We start from the raw sequence: 15377 nt of genomic DNA on the forward strand, positions 1-15377 counted from the left end.
GGTGCCTTTGCTGGGGCAGCCCATGCTGCGGGGCGGCGGGGCCGCCTAGGCCCTTGCTCGGTGCCTCTTTATAGGCCGCACTTCATTGAAAGCCTTGAACAATCACCAGTCTTATTGACTGGCTCAACCCTTAAAAGGAGACACACATGATCGAACAAAAAATGCTGATTGGCGGCCAGGAATGTGCCGCCAGCAATGGCGCAGTTTTTGAGCGCAAGAACCCGCTGGATGGCTCGGTTGCCACGCTTGCACCCGCCGCCGCCACCGAAGACGCCATCCGCGCCTGCGAAGCTGCGGCAGCCGCTTTCCCCGCCTGGTCGCAGCTGGGGCCGAATGCCCGCCGCGCGATGCTGATGAAGGCCTCGCAGGCGCTGGAAGCCAAGGGCGAAGCGATTGCCGCCGCCATGGCCGCAGAAACCGGCGCTTCGGGCATCTGGGCCGGCTTCAACGTGCATCTGGCCGCCAGCATGCTGCTGGAGGCGGCTTCGCTGACCACGCAGATCAATGGCGAGATCATCCCCTCGGACGTACCTGGCAGCGTGGCCATGGCCGTGCGCCAGCCCGCTGGCGTGGTGCTCGGTATCGCGCCCTGGAATGCTCCCGTGATCCTGGCCGTGCGCAGCATCTCCACGGCCCTGGCCTGCGGCAATACCGTGATTCTCAAGGGATCGGAACTCTGCCCCGCCACCCACGGCCTGATCATCGAGGCGCTGCAGGACGCAGGCCTGCCCCCCGGTGTGGTGAACTTTGTGACCAATGCGCCCGCCGATGCGGGCAGCGTGGTCGAGGCCATCGTGGCCCATCCCGCCGTGCGTCGCGTAAGCTTTACCGGCTCCACCAAGGTAGGCCGCATCATCGGTCAGACCTGCGCCAAACATCTCAAGCCCGCGCTGCTGGAGCTCGGCGGCAAGGCCCCCTTCCTGGTGCTGGACGATGCCGATATCGATGCGGCCGTGAACGCTGCCACCTTTGGCGCATTTGCCAACTCGGGCCAGATCTGCATGTCCACCGAGCGCTTTGTGGTGGATAACAAGGTGGCCGACGAGTTCATCGCCAAGTTTGCCGCCAAGGCCAGCAGCCTGCCGCTGGGTGACCCGCGCAAGGGCCCCGTGGTGCTGGGCTCGGTGGTCGATCTGGCCACGGTGGAGCGCTGCAATGCCATGATCGACGACGCTCTGGCCAAGGGCGCGAAAATCGTCTGCGGCGGCAAGGCCGAGAACACGCTGATGCCTGCCACGCTGATCGACCATGTGACGCCGGCGATGCGCATCTTCCACGAGGAGACCTTCGGCCCGGTCAAGGGCATAGTGCGCGTGAACGGCGAGGAAGAAGCCATTGCCACGGCCAATGACAACGAATTCGGTCTGTCCTCCGCAGTCTTCACCCGCGACACGGCCCGCGGCTGGCGTGTGGCTGCGCGCATCGAGGCCGGCATCTGCCATATCAACGGCCCCACGGTGCATGACGAAGCCCAGATGCCGTTTGGCGGCGTCAAGGCCTCGGGCTACGGCCATTTCGGCGGCCAGCAGGGCATCAATGCCTTTACCGAAACCCGCTGGGTGACCATGCAGACCGCAGAACGCCACTATCCGTTCTGAAGACCCCCTGAGCGGCTTTGCCTGGGCGGCCCCGCCGCTTCCCCCTCTCTGCTTCGCGGAGGGGGACGACAGCTTTGCTGCGCGGCGGCGCTTGCTTGCTGTCCCGCACTTAGGTCGCGCCCTAGTTAAAGCTCGCGCCCACCGCTACTGAAATAAAAAAAGCCACCTGATTTGAGAACGCCAGGTGGCTTTCTTTTTTCCTTCTCACTATCTAATCCATAGCTGCTAGCGTTTGATGGAAAAGGGCTTGAGCCTCAAAAATCTCAAAGCATGTAATCAGGCAAAGTCATCGTCAAAGAAGCCGCCGCCATCGTCCCAACTGCCGCTGTCAAAGCTGGCTGAGTTGTCTATGCTGCCCAGACCCGCATCGTTGGCCAGACTGGAGGGATTGCCGCTGTCGCCATGCAGGCCCTGGCTGCTGTCCTGCGCCAGCGACTTGCTTTCGCTGCCGCCGCTCTGACTGCCCGAGCTGGCGTGATGGCCGCCCATCAGATTCTCCAGCCCGTTGAACAAAAACATGCCGCCCGCCACACCGGCGGCGGCCGCTGCGGCATTGCCCAGGAAGCTGCTGCCGGTCGCGGCAGCTGGCTGGCCGTAGGCCTGCGGCGCTGCAGCACGCGGCGCCGAGCCACCGCCAAAGAAACGGTCGCGCCAGCTGGAGGGCTGAGGCGCCGCTTGCGGCTGGTGTTGGGGCTGGTACTGGGGTTGATAGGGAGGCTGGGCATTGGCAGCGTAGCCGCCGTCCTCGGCATAACGCTCGGGAGCGCGGCCGAAGTGCGTGCCCAGGCCACCCGAGAGAAAGCTGCCTGCGCCCTGGCTCTGGCTTTGCTGGGCCTGTTTCACCTGCTGCTGCAGCTCGCCGATCTGCTGCTGGGCCTGCTGAATGGCTTGCTCCAGCATCAAGGTGCGCTGGGCCAGCCAGTAGAGCGCATCGGGCGCATTGCTCAATCCACGGCGCAGCTCGGCATCCGCCTGCACGTCCTTGGGCTGGCCCTGGGTCAGCGTCAGCCTGGCGCACAGGTCTTGCAGCAGTTGTTGTTCCTGAGGGGTCATGGTGCCTTCCTTTAAGCCCGCAAATTACTTGCAGCAGAGATGGGGTCAGTATGCAGGCCTGCAAGAGCGCCAATGTGAAGGCCGTGCAAGTGCTTTTTGCAGGGTGTAACAAAAGGCTTGTGCTGCAGTTCCGGGCAGCGCATGGGACAATGCCTGCCATTGCGCCACGGCCGTGGCGGCGTTTCAATTTCGGCGGCGGGACTGGCCCGCGGCCCACCAACTGCATACACACACCATGGAAGTTACCCAACAATGCGTGGTCGCCCTGACCTGGACACTGAAAGACACCCTGGGCGAGGAGCTGGACGTGCTGGACGAGCCCGTGGAATTTCTCGTCGGCGGCGATGACCTGTTCAAGCGCATAGAAGAGGCTCTGCAAGGCCACGGCGTAGGCACCGCGCTGGACCTGCACCTGGAGCCCGAAGAGGCATTCGGCGACTATGACGAGAGCCTGATCTTCCTGGAAAAGCGCGAGCTGTTCCCCGAAGAGATCGAGGAAGGCATGAGCTTCGAGAGCTCCGCCATGCCCAAGGGCACCAACCCCGTGCCTGCCGATCTGCTCTACACAGTCACCGAAATCTATCCCGAACATGTGGTGCTGGACGGCAACCACCCGCTGGCCGGAATCGCCATCCGCCTGCACCTCAAGATCGAAGCCGTTCGCGAGGCCACCGAAGAGGAAATCGGTCGCGGCACAGCGGGCACGGGCTTTTTCCGCATCGAGCCCATGGCCCCGGGCAGTGAAACACTGCATTGACACCCCTGAGGCGCTTTGCGCCTTCCCCCTATGGGGGACGACAGCTTCGCTACGAGGCCGTGGGGCTGCCCAGGCTCTTGCTTGCTGTCATTGAGTGACGCTGCGCCACAGGTTCAGGCATCACTCATCGCTTCAGGCAAAGAAATAAAAAGGGACTCGAAGGAGTCCCTTTTGTCATGCGCGCCTGAGTGCTCAGCGGCGGAAGATCTGGTTGCCTTCCACGCGCACGTATTCGCCGATGCTCAGCTGCGGAGGCTGCTGGTAGTCCAGAGCGCGCACGCTGCCGTCCTGCAGCTGCACGGTGACGCGGTAGATATCGCGCACGCTGCCGCCGCCCACACTGTTCTGCACGGCGTTGCCGGCCAATGCGCCGCCCACCACACCGGCAATCGTGGCCAGCGTACGGCCGGAGCCCTTGCCCACCTGGTTGCCCAGCACGCCGCCGATCACGCCGCCTGCAATCGCGCCGCCCGCGCCCACACCGCTGCCGTCCTGCACGCGCACGGTCTCGATATTCATCACACGACCCTGCTGGGCGTATTGCTGAGGCTGCTGCGAGTAGCAGTTGGGATTGTTGTAGCCGCAGTTATTGGCGGGATAGGTCTGGGCCTGGTTGTTGCCCACAGGATAGGCCTGGGTGCTGCCGGGGTAGCCCGAGCCCGAATAAGCACCTTGGGAGTAGCCGCCCTGGTAGCCGCTGTTCTGATAGCCGCCTTGAGGATAGGCCGCGCAGGCCGACAGAGCCGCAACGATTGCGCTCACCATGGCCAAGCGGCCCCAGCGTTGATTGATTTGCATGGAAATCTCCTGATTGGCGCATGCACATTCCATGCGCCGCAGTCCCTGTTATGAGTTGCTCTGCAAACCTTGCACGGTCTGCCTTTCCATTGCAACGCAGTACTGGCTCGCCAGGACGACAGGTTTCACATTTGCTCACAATACTTTGAGCAAAGCGCAGCCGTTTACAACTCTTCAAACCATAGCGCCTTGCACTGTGCAGTGCTCATTTCCGATACAAATGTCACTGAAAACCACCATCAGAAGGCGCCAGAAGCTATCAAGAAAATAGCGAACTCAGCTTTTGCTGCGTACGCGCAGCACTTCGCCGCTGCGTCCATCCACATAGAGCTTCACAAAGCGTCCGTCGCTGGCCGTGGCCTTGACCTTGTAGAGGCCGTCGTCCCATTCCACTTCCTGGAATTCGCGATAGCCGGCCTTCTCCAGCCGGTCGCAGACATCGCGGATGGACAGGGTCGGTCCGAGCGTCATGCCACGCACTGCCGCCACCGAGGCCGAGGCACGATCCGCCAGAGTGTTCTCTGCGGCCAGACAGGTGCCTGCGGACAGCAGCGCAGCGCCCCCCAGCAAGGCGATGCCGCCGCGGCGCTGCACGGACCGGTATAGCGACAAGACGCGGGCGGGCATAGCAAAGACGGGGGCTTGAAGATAGGACATGGAAACTCCTGCAGTCGGTTGGTGAACGATGGGACAAAAAAGGACGGCCCGCCGGGCGAGAGGCGCTCTGTTGCGGGTTGCGGGTTGCGGGTTGCGGTCGATTGTTCGCATTCCCTCCTGAACCGTTTCTGAAGCCGCCATTCAGCTTTCGTTCATCGATGCAGGCCTATAACCTTGACTGCAGCACGCAACCAGACCTCATCACCTCCCACTCAAGCCCGCTCGCCATGTCTTTTTTCAACGCCTCGAATGACCCGCAATCTGCGCACCGCCCACGCCGGCGCGCCCTTCATGCCGTGCTGGCCATGCTGCTGGCAACGGCAGGCTTTGCCGCGCTGAGCCTGTGGCCAGCCACCTCGGATGCCGGTGACAACGACCACGAGCTTGCCCGTCAGGCCCTGCGCCAGGGTCAGGTGCTGCCGCTGCGCACCGTTCTGGACCAGGTCGAGCAGCAATACCAGGGCCAGGTCATCAAGGTGGAGTTCGACCGCGAGGACGGCCGCTTTGTCTACGAGATCCGGCTGCTGCAAAGCGACGGCAAGGTGGTCAAGCTGGAGATCGATGCCAGCAACGGCAGCCTCATCAGCATGAAGCGCAAGAAGTGAACCCCGGCACTCAGGAAGGCTGTAGAGCATGCGAATCCTGCTGATTGAAGATGAACCCACGTTGCGCGAGCAGCTGCATCAGGCCCTGCTGCAGGCCGGCCACACCGTGGAGACGGCCGCCGATGGAGAGACGGCGCAATACCTGGGCGAGGTGGAGAGCTTCGACGCTGCGGTGCTGGACCTGGGCCTGCCGGTGCGCGATGGGCTGAGCGTGCTGCGCGCCTGGCGCGCTCAGGGCCGCTCCATGCCGGTACTGATCCTCACCGCCAGAGCCGCCTGGCACGAAAAGGTCGCAGGCATGGATGCCGGAGCCGACGACTATCTGGCCAAACCCTTCCACATGGAAGAGCTGCTGGCGCGACTGCGGGCGCTGCTGCGGCGCCTGAGCCCGCATGCCAGCGCGCTGTGGCAATGCGGGGCCATCACCCTGGACTCGCGCCAGGCCCGCGTCACCGTCGAAGGTCAGGCGCTGACGCTGACCAGTCATGAATTCAAGGTGCTGGCCCTGCTGATGCAGCGCATGGGCGCCGTGGTCTCGCGCACCGAGTTGTCCGAGCATATCTACCCGCAGGACAGCGACCGCGACTCCAACACCATCGAGGTCTTTGTCGGGCGCCTGAGAAAAAAGCTGCCCGCAGGCTCGATCGAAACCGTGCGCGGCCTGGGCTATCGCCTGGTCGCGCCATCCAACCAAGAATAAAGCCTATGTCCGAGCACACCCCGAACTCCCCCATGACCCAGCAGCCGCCACCGCTGAGCGCTGGCTCCTGGAAGAACTCGCTGCGTCTGCGACTGCTGGCGGGTGCCCTGATCTGGGTGCTGGCAGCACTGCTGCTCACGGGCTGGGGTCTGCGCACGCTGTTTGCCGAGCATCTGACCCAGCAGCTGCGCAGCCAACTGGTAGCCAAGCTCGACCGGCTCAGCGGCGCCATCAACTATCAGCCCGATCAGGCCGTCCCGGTCACGGTCTCGCCCTTCTCCGGCGACCCCTTGCTGCAGCAGCCGCTATCGGGCATGTACTGGCAGGTGGACCAGCTCGATGCGGCCGGCAAACAGACGGTTCAGGCCGGCATCCAGCGTTCGCGCTCGCTCTGGGATCAGACCCTGGACTGGCCCTTCTTCCAGGCCGACAAGGTCTGGGAACCCACCCTGCCCCTGCATGCACCGGCAAGCTACGGCCATATGTCGGACGGCAATGGCAACACCCTGGTGATCGTGACGCGTACCGTGCAGCTGCCCGAGGCCGATGCCCCGCCGCTGCGCCTGATGATTGCTGCCGACGCGGCCATGCTGGCCACGCCGCTGCAGCGCTTTACCAAGATGCTGGTGGCCGCGCTGTGCATGCTGGCAGCGGGGCTGATCGCCGCCGTGGTCGTGCAGCTGCAGCTGGCGCTGGCTCCGCTGGCCGCGCTGCGCCGTCAGCTGGCCGCCGTGAGCCAGGGGGAAGCCCCGGAAATCAGGGGCGAGCACCCTGCCGAGATCATGCCTCTGGTTCAGGAGTTCAACCATGTGCTGCGCATGAATGCCGAGATGGTGGAGCGGGCCCGCACCCAGGCCGGCAATCTGGCCCATGCGGTCAACACCCCGCTGAGCATCATGGGCAACGCGGCGGCGCAGCAGGACAGCCCGCTGGCGACCCTGGTGCGCGAGCAGGTCGCCAGTGCCAGCCGCCAGGTCGAATATCACCTGGCCCGTGCCCGCGCCGCCGCCGCAGCGGCGCAGCAGGGCCATGGCCTGCGCACACCGCTGGCCGGTCCGCTGCACTCCCTGGTGCACACCATGGACAAGCTGCATGCGGCGCGCGGCATACGCTTCGAGCTGCAGGGGGATGCCACCCAATGGGACTTCAAGGGCGACTCCCAGGACCTGATGGAGATGCTGGGCAATCTGCTGGACAACGCCGGCAAATGGTCGCGCTGGCAGGTGGTTTTGAAGATTGAGCCGGCCAGCGAGCACAGCCAGCAACTGACCCTGTACATAGACGACGACGGCCCGGGCATTGCCCCCGAGTTGCGCGAGCGCATCTTTGCCCGTGGAGAACGGCTTGACGAACAGCGACCCGGCGCCGGTCTGGGCCTGGACATCGTGCGCGATCTGGTTCAGACCTATGGCGGCAGCATCCAGGCGCTGCCATCGCCGCTGGGCGGGCTGCGTATGAAACTGCAACTGCCTGGCGCCAGGCACCAGGACTGAGGCCGCTCAAAGACTGCGCAGCACCTGTGCCAGGGTATCGGCCTGGGGAAACAGCCAGTCGGCGAGCAGCCCCAGCGCCACGGCCGCGACCAGGGCGCCGAGCACGGGCTTCCAGCTGATGCGCAACGCGGCCAGCAGCCAGCCTTCGCGCTCCACCACATAGAGGGTTCGCGTCATCAGCAGCGCAAACGCCACCTCTACCGCCACGGTCAGAAACAGATCGGCACCGAATACCAGCCACACCAGCGAGCCCATGCCCATGACCGCCACCAGCAGGGCGGCAAACACCAGCAGCACCGGCACGAGCACCACGGCACCCTCATCGAGCGCGTCCAGCCCCGATACATCGACATCGGGCAGCTCCAGGCCCGGCGACGCAGGCGCGATATCAGGCATGGCCGCGCCATCGTCCCAATGGCCGCCGGCACCGCCGCCGCCGTAGGAGCCTCCCTGTCCGCTTTCAAAGCCCGCAGCGTCGGCACTGCCTGATTTGCCGCCGGAGCCGGAAACATCGGCTCCCACATCGCCCGCATCCCAGTCGCGCCGAAGCATGCAGCCCGCCCACAGGCGCACCAGCATCAGATAAAGCAGATAGCCGCAGGCCAGCGCCAGCCCATAGCGCAGCCCCATGCTGTGCACACCGGCATGCAGCAGGCTCAGACTGATCAGGGACATGGCAGCCAGACTCAGGCCGCCGGTCAGAGCGGCATGCAGCCGCAGCCAGTGGCGTTTTTGCAGGCGCCGCCGCATATGCAGGTCGCGGCCCAGTTGCACCTTGGTCCAGGAGGCAGAGCGACGGCGGGTCTGGCGGCTCATGTCACGCGAGGTGCGGGCCTTCTGGCAGGCTTACTGCTTGCCGGTGGAGCCGTAGCCGCCTTCGCCACGCTCGCTGGCATCGGCAAAGTCATCCACCAGATTGAACTGTGCCTGCACCACGGGCACGATGACCAGCTGGGCCAGACGGTCCATGGGCTGCAGCGTGAAGGCAGTCTGCGAACGGTTCCAGGCGCTGACCATGAGCTGGCCCTGGTAGTCGGAGTCGATCAGACCGACCAGATTGCCCAGCACGATGCCGTGCTTGTGGCCCATGCCCGAGCGCGGCAGGATCAGCGCCGCGTAATTGGGGTCCTTGAGGTGCATGGCCATGCCGGTGGGGATCAGCTGCCACTGGCCGGGCTCCAGCGTCACCGGCGCATCGATGCAGGCGCGCAGATCCAGGCCGGCACTGCCGGGAGTCGCGTAGGCGGGCAGGTTGTCGCGCAGTCGCGCATCGAGAATCTTTACATCAACGTTCATAAGGATCTGGCTAGTCTTGTCTATCTTGAAACAAGGCCCGTAAACCGGGCCTTGCATTCATTGCGGCAGCTGCCATGCAGCCGCCAGCGGTTTTCCTGAAGGCCGCCATTGTGCCCTCTGCCGGGCAGGAGCCGGCGCCGGGCGTCTCTCAGCGGCCTTGCAGGCGCTTGAGCACGCCACCCACCAGCGACATCAGGCCCATGATGGCGAGCAGCACGCCAAAGCCCTGGATGAACTGGGAGAGGATCACCCCGCCCACGATCAGTGCCAGCGAGCCCGGAGACACCCAGGGCTTGCGGCCGTTCTGAGCCTTCTGTCCCTCGATCTGGCGCTCCATGGCCTTGAAGCGCTGCTGCGCTTCCTGCTTGGTCACGGCCGTATTGGGGCGCCGCTGGGCCGCTTGACCGGCCGCCGTAGTTCGCGCTCCTGGCACCTGCTGCGCCTGCTCGGCCATGTCGCGCGCCTTCTGCAGGGTGCTGCGCAGCTGGGACATGGGTGAGGCGGCCTGGGAGCCGGGCGTGACGACCGCGGTCTGAATCGCACCGTCGATGCTGCGCAGCGTGCGGCGGTACTCGGGACTGGCTCGCATCAGCTGATCCACATAGGCCACATAGTCGCCATTGCGCGGGCCTTCATAGCTGGAGAGATTCATGTTCGGACTCCTGGGATCACGGGTCAGGGACGCTTGGCGCTCAGGCGCTGCGCAATTTCATCGACCAGTTGGCGCGCCAGCACGTCCTTGCTGGCATGGGGCAGCTCCTTGGAGCCCTGATCGTCGATCAGCAGAAGGGCATTGTCGTCCTTGCCGAAGGTGGCAGGGCCGATATTGCCCACCAGCAGCGGCACGCTCTTGCGCAGGCGCTTGGCACTGGCGTGCTTGAGCAGATCATGACTTTCGGCAGCAAAGCCCACGCAATACAACTTGCCGGACCGAGCCTGGTCGGACTGGGCCACGCCGGCAAGGATGTCGGGATTCTCGACAAAGTCCATGGCCGGCACATCGCCCGATCCGTCCTTCTTGATCTTCTGATCGGAAAACTCGGCCGGGCGCCAGTCGGCAACGGCGGCCGTGGCAATGAAGATCGAGGCCCCTGCCACTAGGGACTGCACGGCGGTCTGCATCTGGCGCGCCGACTGCACGTCGACACGGGTCACTCCGCGCGGCGTGGGCAGATGCACCGGGCCGGCCACCAACGTGACCTGGGCACCGGCCTCGCGTGCCGCTCGGGCAATCGCAAAGCCCATCTTGCCACTCGAAAGATTGGTGATGCCGCGCACCGGATCGATCGCCTCGAAGGTCGGGCCTGCCGTCACCAGCAGATGCTGGCCCTGCAGGCTCTTGCCCGTGAAGTGCGCCGCCAACTCCTCCATGATTTCCTCGGGCTCCAGCATGCGGCCGTCGCCGGTCTCGCCGCAGGCCTGGCTGCCGTTGCCCACGCCCAGCACCTGGGCACCGTCGGCCTGCACCTGAGCCAGATTGCGCTGGGTCGCGGGGTGGGCCCACATCTCGCGATTCATGGCCGGGGCCAGCAGCAGGGGGACGCTCTCCATGGGGCGGGCCAGGCACATCAGGCTGAGCAGCTCGTCCGAGCGGCCCTGCACCAGACGCGCGATGAAGTCCGCACTGCAAGGCGCGATGAGAATGGCATCGGCGTCCCGGCTCAGATTGATGTGGGGCATGTTGTTGGGCTCGCGCACATCCCACTGGGAGGTGTAGACTGCGCGCCCAGAAAGCGCCTGCATGGTGACGGCCGTCATGAACTGCTCGGCCGCCTCCGTCATGACCACCTGCACCGTGGCACCGGCCTGGACCAGCAAGCGGCACAGCATGGCCGATTTGTAACAAGCCACGCCTCCGGAGAGACCCAGCACCAGATGTTTGCCTGCGAACACGTCATTCATGCTGCGCAATTTATCAGACCTGAGCGGCTTTGCCGCCGCACAAGCATCCCTGTACGCCACGCCGAAATTCGTGGCGAACCTATAATCCTGTTTTACCACCACCAAAAAAAGACATGACCAAGTTCGTCTTCGTCACCGGCGGTGTGGTGTCTTCCCTCGGTAAGGGAATCGCCTCAGCCTCCCTTGCAGCGATCCTCGAGTCGCGCGGTCTCAAAGTCACCCTCATCAAGCTCGATCCCTACATCAACGTGGACCCGGGCACCATGTCGCCCTTCCAGCACGGCGAAGTGTTTGTGACCGATGACGGAGCCGAGACCGATCTGGACCTGGGCCACTATGAGCGTTTCATCGAAACGCGCATGCGTCAGAGCAACAACTTCACCACGGGCCGCATCTATCAGTCCGTGCTGGAAAAAGAACGCCGTGGCGACTATCTGGGCAAGACCGTGCAGGTCATCCCCCATGTCACCAACGAGATTCAGGAATACATCAAGCGCGGCGCGGGCCTGGGCACCGACCACGAAGTGGATGTGGCCATCTGCGAAGTCGGCGGCACCGTGGGCGACATCGAGTCCCTGCCCTTCCTGGAAGCTGCGCGCCAGCTGGCGCTCAAGCTCGGTCCCAACAACTCCGCCTTTGTGCACCTGACCTACCTGCCGTTCATCGAGACGGCCGGCGAGCTCAAGACCAAGCCCACCCAGCACACCGTGCAGAAGCTGCGCGAAATCGGCATCCAGCCCGATGCTCTGCTGTGCCGCGCCAAGCACCAGGTGCCCGAAGAGGAAAAGAGCAAGATCTCCCTCTTCACCAATGTGCCCGAGTGGGGCGTGATCTCCATGTGGGACGTGGACACCATCTACAAGGTGCCGCGCATGCTGCACGAGCAGGGTCTGGACGGCCTGATCTGCGACAAGCTGCGCCTGAACACGCCTCCCACCAATCTCAAGCGCTGGGACGACCTGGTCTATGAGACCGAGCATCCCCAGGGCGAGGTCAAGATTGCCATGGTGGGCAAGTACGTGGAACTGTCCGACGCCTACAAGTCGGTCAACGAAGCGCTCAAGCACGCCGGCATGCGCAACCATGTGCGCGTGAAGATCACGCATGTGGACTCTGAGACCATCCACGACGCGGATGCCTCCAAGCTGCTCAAGGATTACGACGGCATTCTGGTGCCCGGCGGCTTCGGCTCGCGCGGCGTGGAAGGCAAGATCTCCACGGCTCGTTTCGCCCGCGAAAACAAGGTGCCCTACCTGGGCATCTGCCTGGGCATGCAGGTCGCCACCATCGAGTACGCCCGCCATGTGGCAGGCCTCACTGGCGCCAACTCCACCGAGTTCGACTCCGCCACCCCCAACCCCGTGATCGCACTGATCACCGAGTGGAAGGACGCGGACGGCACGATCAAGACCCGTGACGAGAACTCCGACCTGGGCGGCACCATGCGTCTGGGCGCACAGTCTTCCGACGTGCAAAAGGGCACGCTGGCGCACAGCATCTACGGCGACGTGGTGACCGAGCGTCACCGTCACCGCTATGAAGCCAACACCCAGTATCTGGACCAGCTGCGCGACGCCGGTCTGGTGATCTCGGCCCTGACCCAGCGCGAACAGCTGACCGAAATCGTCGAGCTGCCCGCCAAGGTCCACCCCTGGTACATCGGCGTGCAGTTCCACCCCGAGTTCAAGTCCACCCCCTGGGATGGTCACCCGCTGTTCAACGCCTTCATCAAGGCGGCCATGGACAACAAGGCCCAGCCGGGCAAGAAGGCCTGATTCCCTTCCTTCGGAATCAATCCTTAAATAGGAGCTGCCAGCGCTTGAAAAGCAATGATTTCAGCATCAAATGATGTTTAAGTCATTCAACATAGAGCGCTGGCAGCTTCAGTTTTTGAAGCATGCATGGCGTGCAAAAAGGAACCCACCATGAAACTCTGCGGCTTTGATATTGGTCTGGACAAGCGCTTCTTTCTGATCGCCGGCCCTTGCGTGGTCGAATCCGAACAGCTGCAGATGGATGTGGCCGGGCAACTCAAGGAAATCACCGCCTCTCTGGGCATCCACTTCATCTTCAAGAGCAGCTTCGACAAGGCCAACCGTTCCTCGGGCACCAGCTTTCGCGGCCCCGGCATGGAGAAAGGCCTGGAAATCCTCGCCAAGGTGAAGAAGGAGCTGAATGTGCCCATCCTCACCGATGTGCACACCGAAGCCGAAGTGCCTTATGTGGCGTCTGTCGTCGACATGCTGCAGACCCCCGCCTTCCTGTGCCGCCAGACGGACTTCATCCGCGCCGTGGCCCAGTCGGGCAAGCCCGTGAACATCAAGAAGGGCCAGTTCCTGGCCCCGCATGACATGAAGAATGTCATCGACAAGGCCCGTGCTGCGGCGGTGGAAGCGGGCCTGCCCGCAGACAGCTTCACGGCCTGCGAACGCGGCGCCAGCTTTGGCTACAACAATCTGGTCAGCGACATGCGTTCGCTGGCCATCATGCGCGAAACCGGCGCCCCTGTCGTGTTCGACGCCACCCACAGCGTGCAGCTGCCTGGCGGCAACGGCACCTCCAGCGGCGGCATGCGCGAGATGGTGCCCGTGCTCTCGCGTGCGGCCGTGGCCGTGGGCGTGGCAGGCCTGTTCATGGAAACCCATCCCGATCCCTGCAACGCCCTGTCGGACGGCCCCAATGCCGTGCCGCTCAAGCACATGAAGGCCCTGCTCGAAACCCTGGTGGCGCTGGACGATGTGACCAAGCGCAACGGCTTCCTGGAAGACCACTTCCAGGCCTGAGCATGCATACACAAGGCATCAGCACCGGCATGAAGGCCTCGCTGCAGGCTCTCAGGTCCCTACGCCCAGGCCGCCCCAGGGCGGCCCCCGGCGTCTGAACAGATGATGCACCCCGGCATGACCGACACGATAAAGCGTGGCGTCATGCCTTTTTTGTATCCGCTTTTGTGTCCGAATGCTTGCACAGAAACGTCTTGCGCAAGAAATTCGACGGCTGCAACACGTCAAGGCAAAAGCGGCCCACCAAATTTGTGCACAATAGCCGCCGCAGCCTCTTCCATACTCGTCGCGTGCATGGCGCGCGCGCAGCATGTGGAGAAGAGTCGGCTTCACAATTTTGATAGCAGCTTGCGCTTCATGCACAAGCGCTTGGGCGTGATTTCATGAAAGAAGTCAGCCTGCACGTACCGATTTCAGAAACCCAAAGGAAATGCAATGAGTGCCATTGTTGACATCGTAGGCCGCGAAGTGCTGGACAGCCGCGGCAACCCCACCGTTGAGTGCGACGTGCTGCTGGAATCCGGCGTGATGGGCCGCGCCGCCGTGCCCTCGGGCGCATCCACCGGCTCGCGCGAAGCCATTGAACTGCGTGATGGCGACAAGAGCCGTTACCTGGGCAAGGGCGTCCTGAAGGCTGTTGAGCACATCAACACCGAAATCTCCGAAGCCGTGCTGGGCCTGGACGCTTCCGAGCAGGCTTTCCTGGACAAGACCCTGATCGACCTGGACGGCACCGACAACAAGAGCCGCCTGGGTGCCAACGCCATGCTGGCCGTCTCCATGGCCGTGGCCCGCGCCGCAGCCGAAGAAGCCGGCCTGCCCCTGTACCGCTACTTCGGCGGCATGGGCGGCGTGCAACTGCCCGTGCCCATGATGAACGTGATCAACGGCGGCGCCCACGCGAACAACTCGCTGGACCTGCAAGAGTTCATGATCATCCCCGTGGGTGCCCCCACCTTCCGTGAAGCCGTGCGCTGGGGCGCCGAAGTCTTCCACGCACTGAAGGCCATCATCCACCACAATGGCATGTCCACTGCCGTGGGCGACGAAGGCGGTTTCGCACCTTCCGTGGAAAACCACGAAGCCGCGATCCAGCTGATCATCGAAGCCATCGAAAAGGCCGGCTACAAGCCCGGCGAGCAGATCGCCCTGGGCCTGGACTGCGCAGCATCCGAGTTCTACAAGGACGGCATGTACGTGCTGGCCGGCGAAGGCAATATGACACTGACTTCGACCCAGTGGACCGACATGCTGGCCGGCTGGTGCGACAAGTACCCCATCATCTCCATCGAAGACGGCATGCACGAAGGCGACTGGGATGGCTGGAAGATCCTGACCGAGCGCCTGGGCGCCAAGGTTCAGCTGGTGGGTGACGACCTGTTCGTGACCAACACCAAGATCCTCAAGGAAGGCATCGAAAAGCGCATCGCCAACTCGATCCTGATCAAGATCAACCAGATCGGCACCCTGACCGAGACCTTCGCCGCCATCGAAATGGCCAAGCGCGCCGGCTACACCGCCGTGATCTCGCACCGTTCGGGCGAAACCGAAGACAGCACCATTGCCGACATTGCCGTGGGCCTGAATGCTGGTCAAATCAAGACTGGCTCCATGAGCCGTTCCGACCGTATCGCCAAGTACAACCAGCTGCTGCGCATCGAGGAAGACCTGGGCGATGTCGCCGAGTACCCCGGCCGCGCTGCCTTCTACAACCTGCGCTAAAGTGTGCAGCTGA

15 protein-coding genes are annotated in these 15377 nt (G+C 63.7%); 8 read left to right on the plus strand and 7 right to left on the minus strand.

All coding sequences use genetic code 11. The annotated features are described in order from the left end of the window. Window positions 1–146: 146 nt before the first annotated feature. A complete protein-coding gene (locus F3J24_RS09945) occupies window positions 147–1598 on the plus strand; it encodes an aldehyde dehydrogenase (protein ID WP_167005447.1) in 1452 nt (483 codons plus the stop codon). A 276-nt stretch (window positions 1599–1874) separates the two neighbouring features. Here the strand turns inward: F3J24_RS09945 and F3J24_RS09950 are convergent, their stop codons facing one another. Beyond that, window positions 1875–2651, minus strand: coding sequence for a DUF2076 domain-containing protein (locus F3J24_RS09950; protein ID WP_167005450.1), 777 nt, complete (start codon window positions 2649–2651; stop codon window positions 1875–1877). 235 nt (window positions 2652–2886) lie between these two features. Between F3J24_RS09950 and F3J24_RS09955 the strand changes: the two genes are divergently transcribed. Further along, complete coding sequence (locus F3J24_RS09955; protein WP_167005453.1) at window positions 2887–3408, plus strand: peptidylprolyl isomerase; 522 nt, start codon at window positions 2887–2889, stop codon at window positions 3406–3408. A gap of 192 nt (window positions 3409–3600) precedes the next feature. Here the strand turns inward: F3J24_RS09955 and F3J24_RS09960 are convergent, their stop codons facing one another. Both F3J24_RS09960 and F3J24_RS09965 read right to left on the minus strand, forming a co-directional pair. Continuing rightward, a complete protein-coding gene (locus F3J24_RS09960) occupies window positions 3601–4206 on the minus strand; it encodes a glycine zipper 2TM domain-containing protein (protein ID WP_043004358.1) in 606 nt (201 codons plus the stop codon). Window positions 4207–4482: 276 nt separating this feature from the next. Beyond that, window positions 4483–4863 carry a PepSY domain-containing protein gene (locus F3J24_RS09965; protein WP_167005456.1) on the minus strand — a complete coding sequence of 127 codons (381 nt, stop codon included), beginning with the start codon at window positions 4861–4863 and terminating at the stop codon, window positions 4483–4485. A 296-nt stretch (window positions 4864–5159) separates the two neighbouring features. Between F3J24_RS09965 and F3J24_RS09970 the strand changes: the two genes are divergently transcribed. The 3 genes from F3J24_RS09970 to F3J24_RS09980 are packed head-to-tail and all read left to right on the plus strand — an operon-like array spanning window position 5160 to window position 7661. Next, a complete protein-coding gene (locus F3J24_RS09970) occupies window positions 5160–5468 on the plus strand; it encodes a PepSY domain-containing protein (protein ID WP_003057703.1) in 309 nt (102 codons plus the stop codon). A 28-nt stretch (window positions 5469–5496) separates the two neighbouring features. Then, window positions 5497–6168, plus strand: a complete 672-nt coding sequence (locus F3J24_RS09975; protein ID WP_003057704.1) for a response regulator transcription factor — start codon at window positions 5497–5499, stop codon at window positions 6166–6168. Between the two features lie 5 nt (window positions 6169–6173). After that, window positions 6174–7661, plus strand: a complete 1488-nt coding sequence (locus tag F3J24_RS09980) for a sensor histidine kinase (RefSeq protein WP_167005458.1) — start codon at window positions 6174–6176, stop codon at window positions 7659–7661. A gap of 6 nt (window positions 7662–7667) precedes the next feature. Here the strand turns inward: F3J24_RS09980 and F3J24_RS09985 are convergent, their stop codons facing one another. The 4 genes from F3J24_RS09985 to coaBC form a co-directional block, all read right to left on the minus strand. Next, window positions 7668–8477: a hypothetical protein gene (locus F3J24_RS09985; protein WP_167005461.1), complete on the minus strand. Its 810-nt coding sequence runs from the start codon at window positions 8475–8477 to the stop codon at window positions 7668–7670. 30 nt (window positions 8478–8507) lie between these two features. Then, window positions 8508–8957, minus strand: a complete 450-nt coding sequence (gene dut / locus F3J24_RS09990; RefSeq protein WP_167005464.1) for a dUTP diphosphatase — start codon at window positions 8955–8957, stop codon at window positions 8508–8510. 148 nt (window positions 8958–9105) lie between these two features. Beyond that, the gene (locus F3J24_RS09995; protein ID WP_167005467.1) at window positions 9106–9609 is read right to left on the minus strand and encodes a hypothetical protein; all 504 of its coding nucleotides are present in this window, start codon (window positions 9607–9609) and stop codon (window positions 9106–9108) included. Between the two features lie 23 nt (window positions 9610–9632). Continuing rightward, window positions 9633–10859 (minus strand): bifunctional phosphopantothenoylcysteine decarboxylase/phosphopantothenate--cysteine ligase CoaBC, encoded by a 1227-nt coding sequence (gene coaBC / locus F3J24_RS10000; protein WP_167005469.1) that lies wholly within the window; start codon window positions 10857–10859, stop codon window positions 9633–9635. 113 nt (window positions 10860–10972) lie between these two features. On the opposite strand from coaBC, the gene F3J24_RS10005 reads away from it, so the two are divergent. From F3J24_RS10005 to eno, 3 genes are all read left to right on the plus strand, one after another. After that, on the plus strand, window positions 10973–12634 hold the full coding sequence (locus F3J24_RS10005; RefSeq protein WP_167005472.1) for a CTP synthase: 1662 nt from the start codon (window positions 10973–10975) through the stop codon (window positions 12632–12634). A gap of 150 nt (window positions 12635–12784) precedes the next feature. Beyond that, window positions 12785–13642, plus strand: a complete 858-nt coding sequence (gene kdsA, locus F3J24_RS10010) for a 3-deoxy-8-phosphooctulonate synthase (RefSeq protein ID WP_003076380.1) — start codon at window positions 12785–12787, stop codon at window positions 13640–13642. 435 nt (window positions 13643–14077) lie between these two features. Then, the gene (eno, locus tag F3J24_RS10015) at window positions 14078–15364 is read left to right on the plus strand and encodes a phosphopyruvate hydratase (RefSeq protein ID WP_003057720.1); all 1287 of its coding nucleotides are present in this window, start codon (window positions 14078–14080) and stop codon (window positions 15362–15364) included. Window positions 15365–15377 lie beyond the last annotated feature (13 nt).

The organism is Comamonas sp. Tr-654 (assembly GCF_011752915.1).
In the GTDB taxonomy this organism is placed as follows: Bacteria; Pseudomonadota; Gammaproteobacteria; order Burkholderiales; family Burkholderiaceae_C; genus Comamonas.

Coding starts and splice junctions, on each gene's coding strand:
- F3J24_RS09995 (WP_167005467.1), bottom strand. CDS start 9,609: ATGAATCTCTCCAGCTATGAAGGCCCGCGCAATGGCGACTATGTGGCC.
- F3J24_RS09955 (WP_167005453.1), top strand. CDS start 2,887: ATGGAAGTTACCCAACAATGCGTGGTCGCCCTGACCTGGACACTGAAA.
- F3J24_RS10005 (WP_167005472.1), top strand. CDS start 10,973: ATGACCAAGTTCGTCTTCGTCACCGGCGGTGTGGTGTCTTCCCTCGGT.
- F3J24_RS09945 (WP_167005447.1), top strand. CDS start 147: ATGATCGAACAAAAAATGCTGATTGGCGGCCAGGAATGTGCCGCCAGC.
- F3J24_RS09960 (WP_043004358.1), bottom strand. CDS start 4,206: ATGCAAATCAATCAACGCTGGGGCCGCTTGGCCATGGTGAGCGCAATC.
- eno (WP_003057720.1), top strand. CDS start 14,078: ATGAGTGCCATTGTTGACATCGTAGGCCGCGAAGTGCTGGACAGCCGC.
- dut (WP_167005464.1), bottom strand. CDS start 8,957: ATGAACGTTGATGTAAAGATTCTCGATGCGCGACTGCGCGACAACCTG.
- F3J24_RS09975 (WP_003057704.1), top strand. CDS start 5,497: ATGCGAATCCTGCTGATTGAAGATGAACCCACGTTGCGCGAGCAGCTG.
- F3J24_RS09950 (WP_167005450.1), bottom strand. CDS start 2,651: ATGACCCCTCAGGAACAACAACTGCTGCAAGACCTGTGCGCCAGGCTG.
- coaBC (WP_167005469.1), bottom strand. CDS start 10,859: ATGAATGACGTGTTCGCAGGCAAACATCTGGTGCTGGGTCTCTCCGGA.
- F3J24_RS09980 (WP_167005458.1), top strand. CDS start 6,174: ATGTCCGAGCACACCCCGAACTCCCCCATGACCCAGCAGCCGCCACCG.
- kdsA (WP_003076380.1), top strand. CDS start 12,785: ATGAAACTCTGCGGCTTTGATATTGGTCTGGACAAGCGCTTCTTTCTG.
- F3J24_RS09985 (WP_167005461.1), bottom strand. CDS start 8,477: ATGAGCCGCCAGACCCGCCGTCGCTCTGCCTCCTGGACCAAGGTGCAA.
- F3J24_RS09965 (WP_167005456.1), bottom strand. CDS start 4,863: ATGTCCTATCTTCAAGCCCCCGTCTTTGCTATGCCCGCCCGCGTCTTG.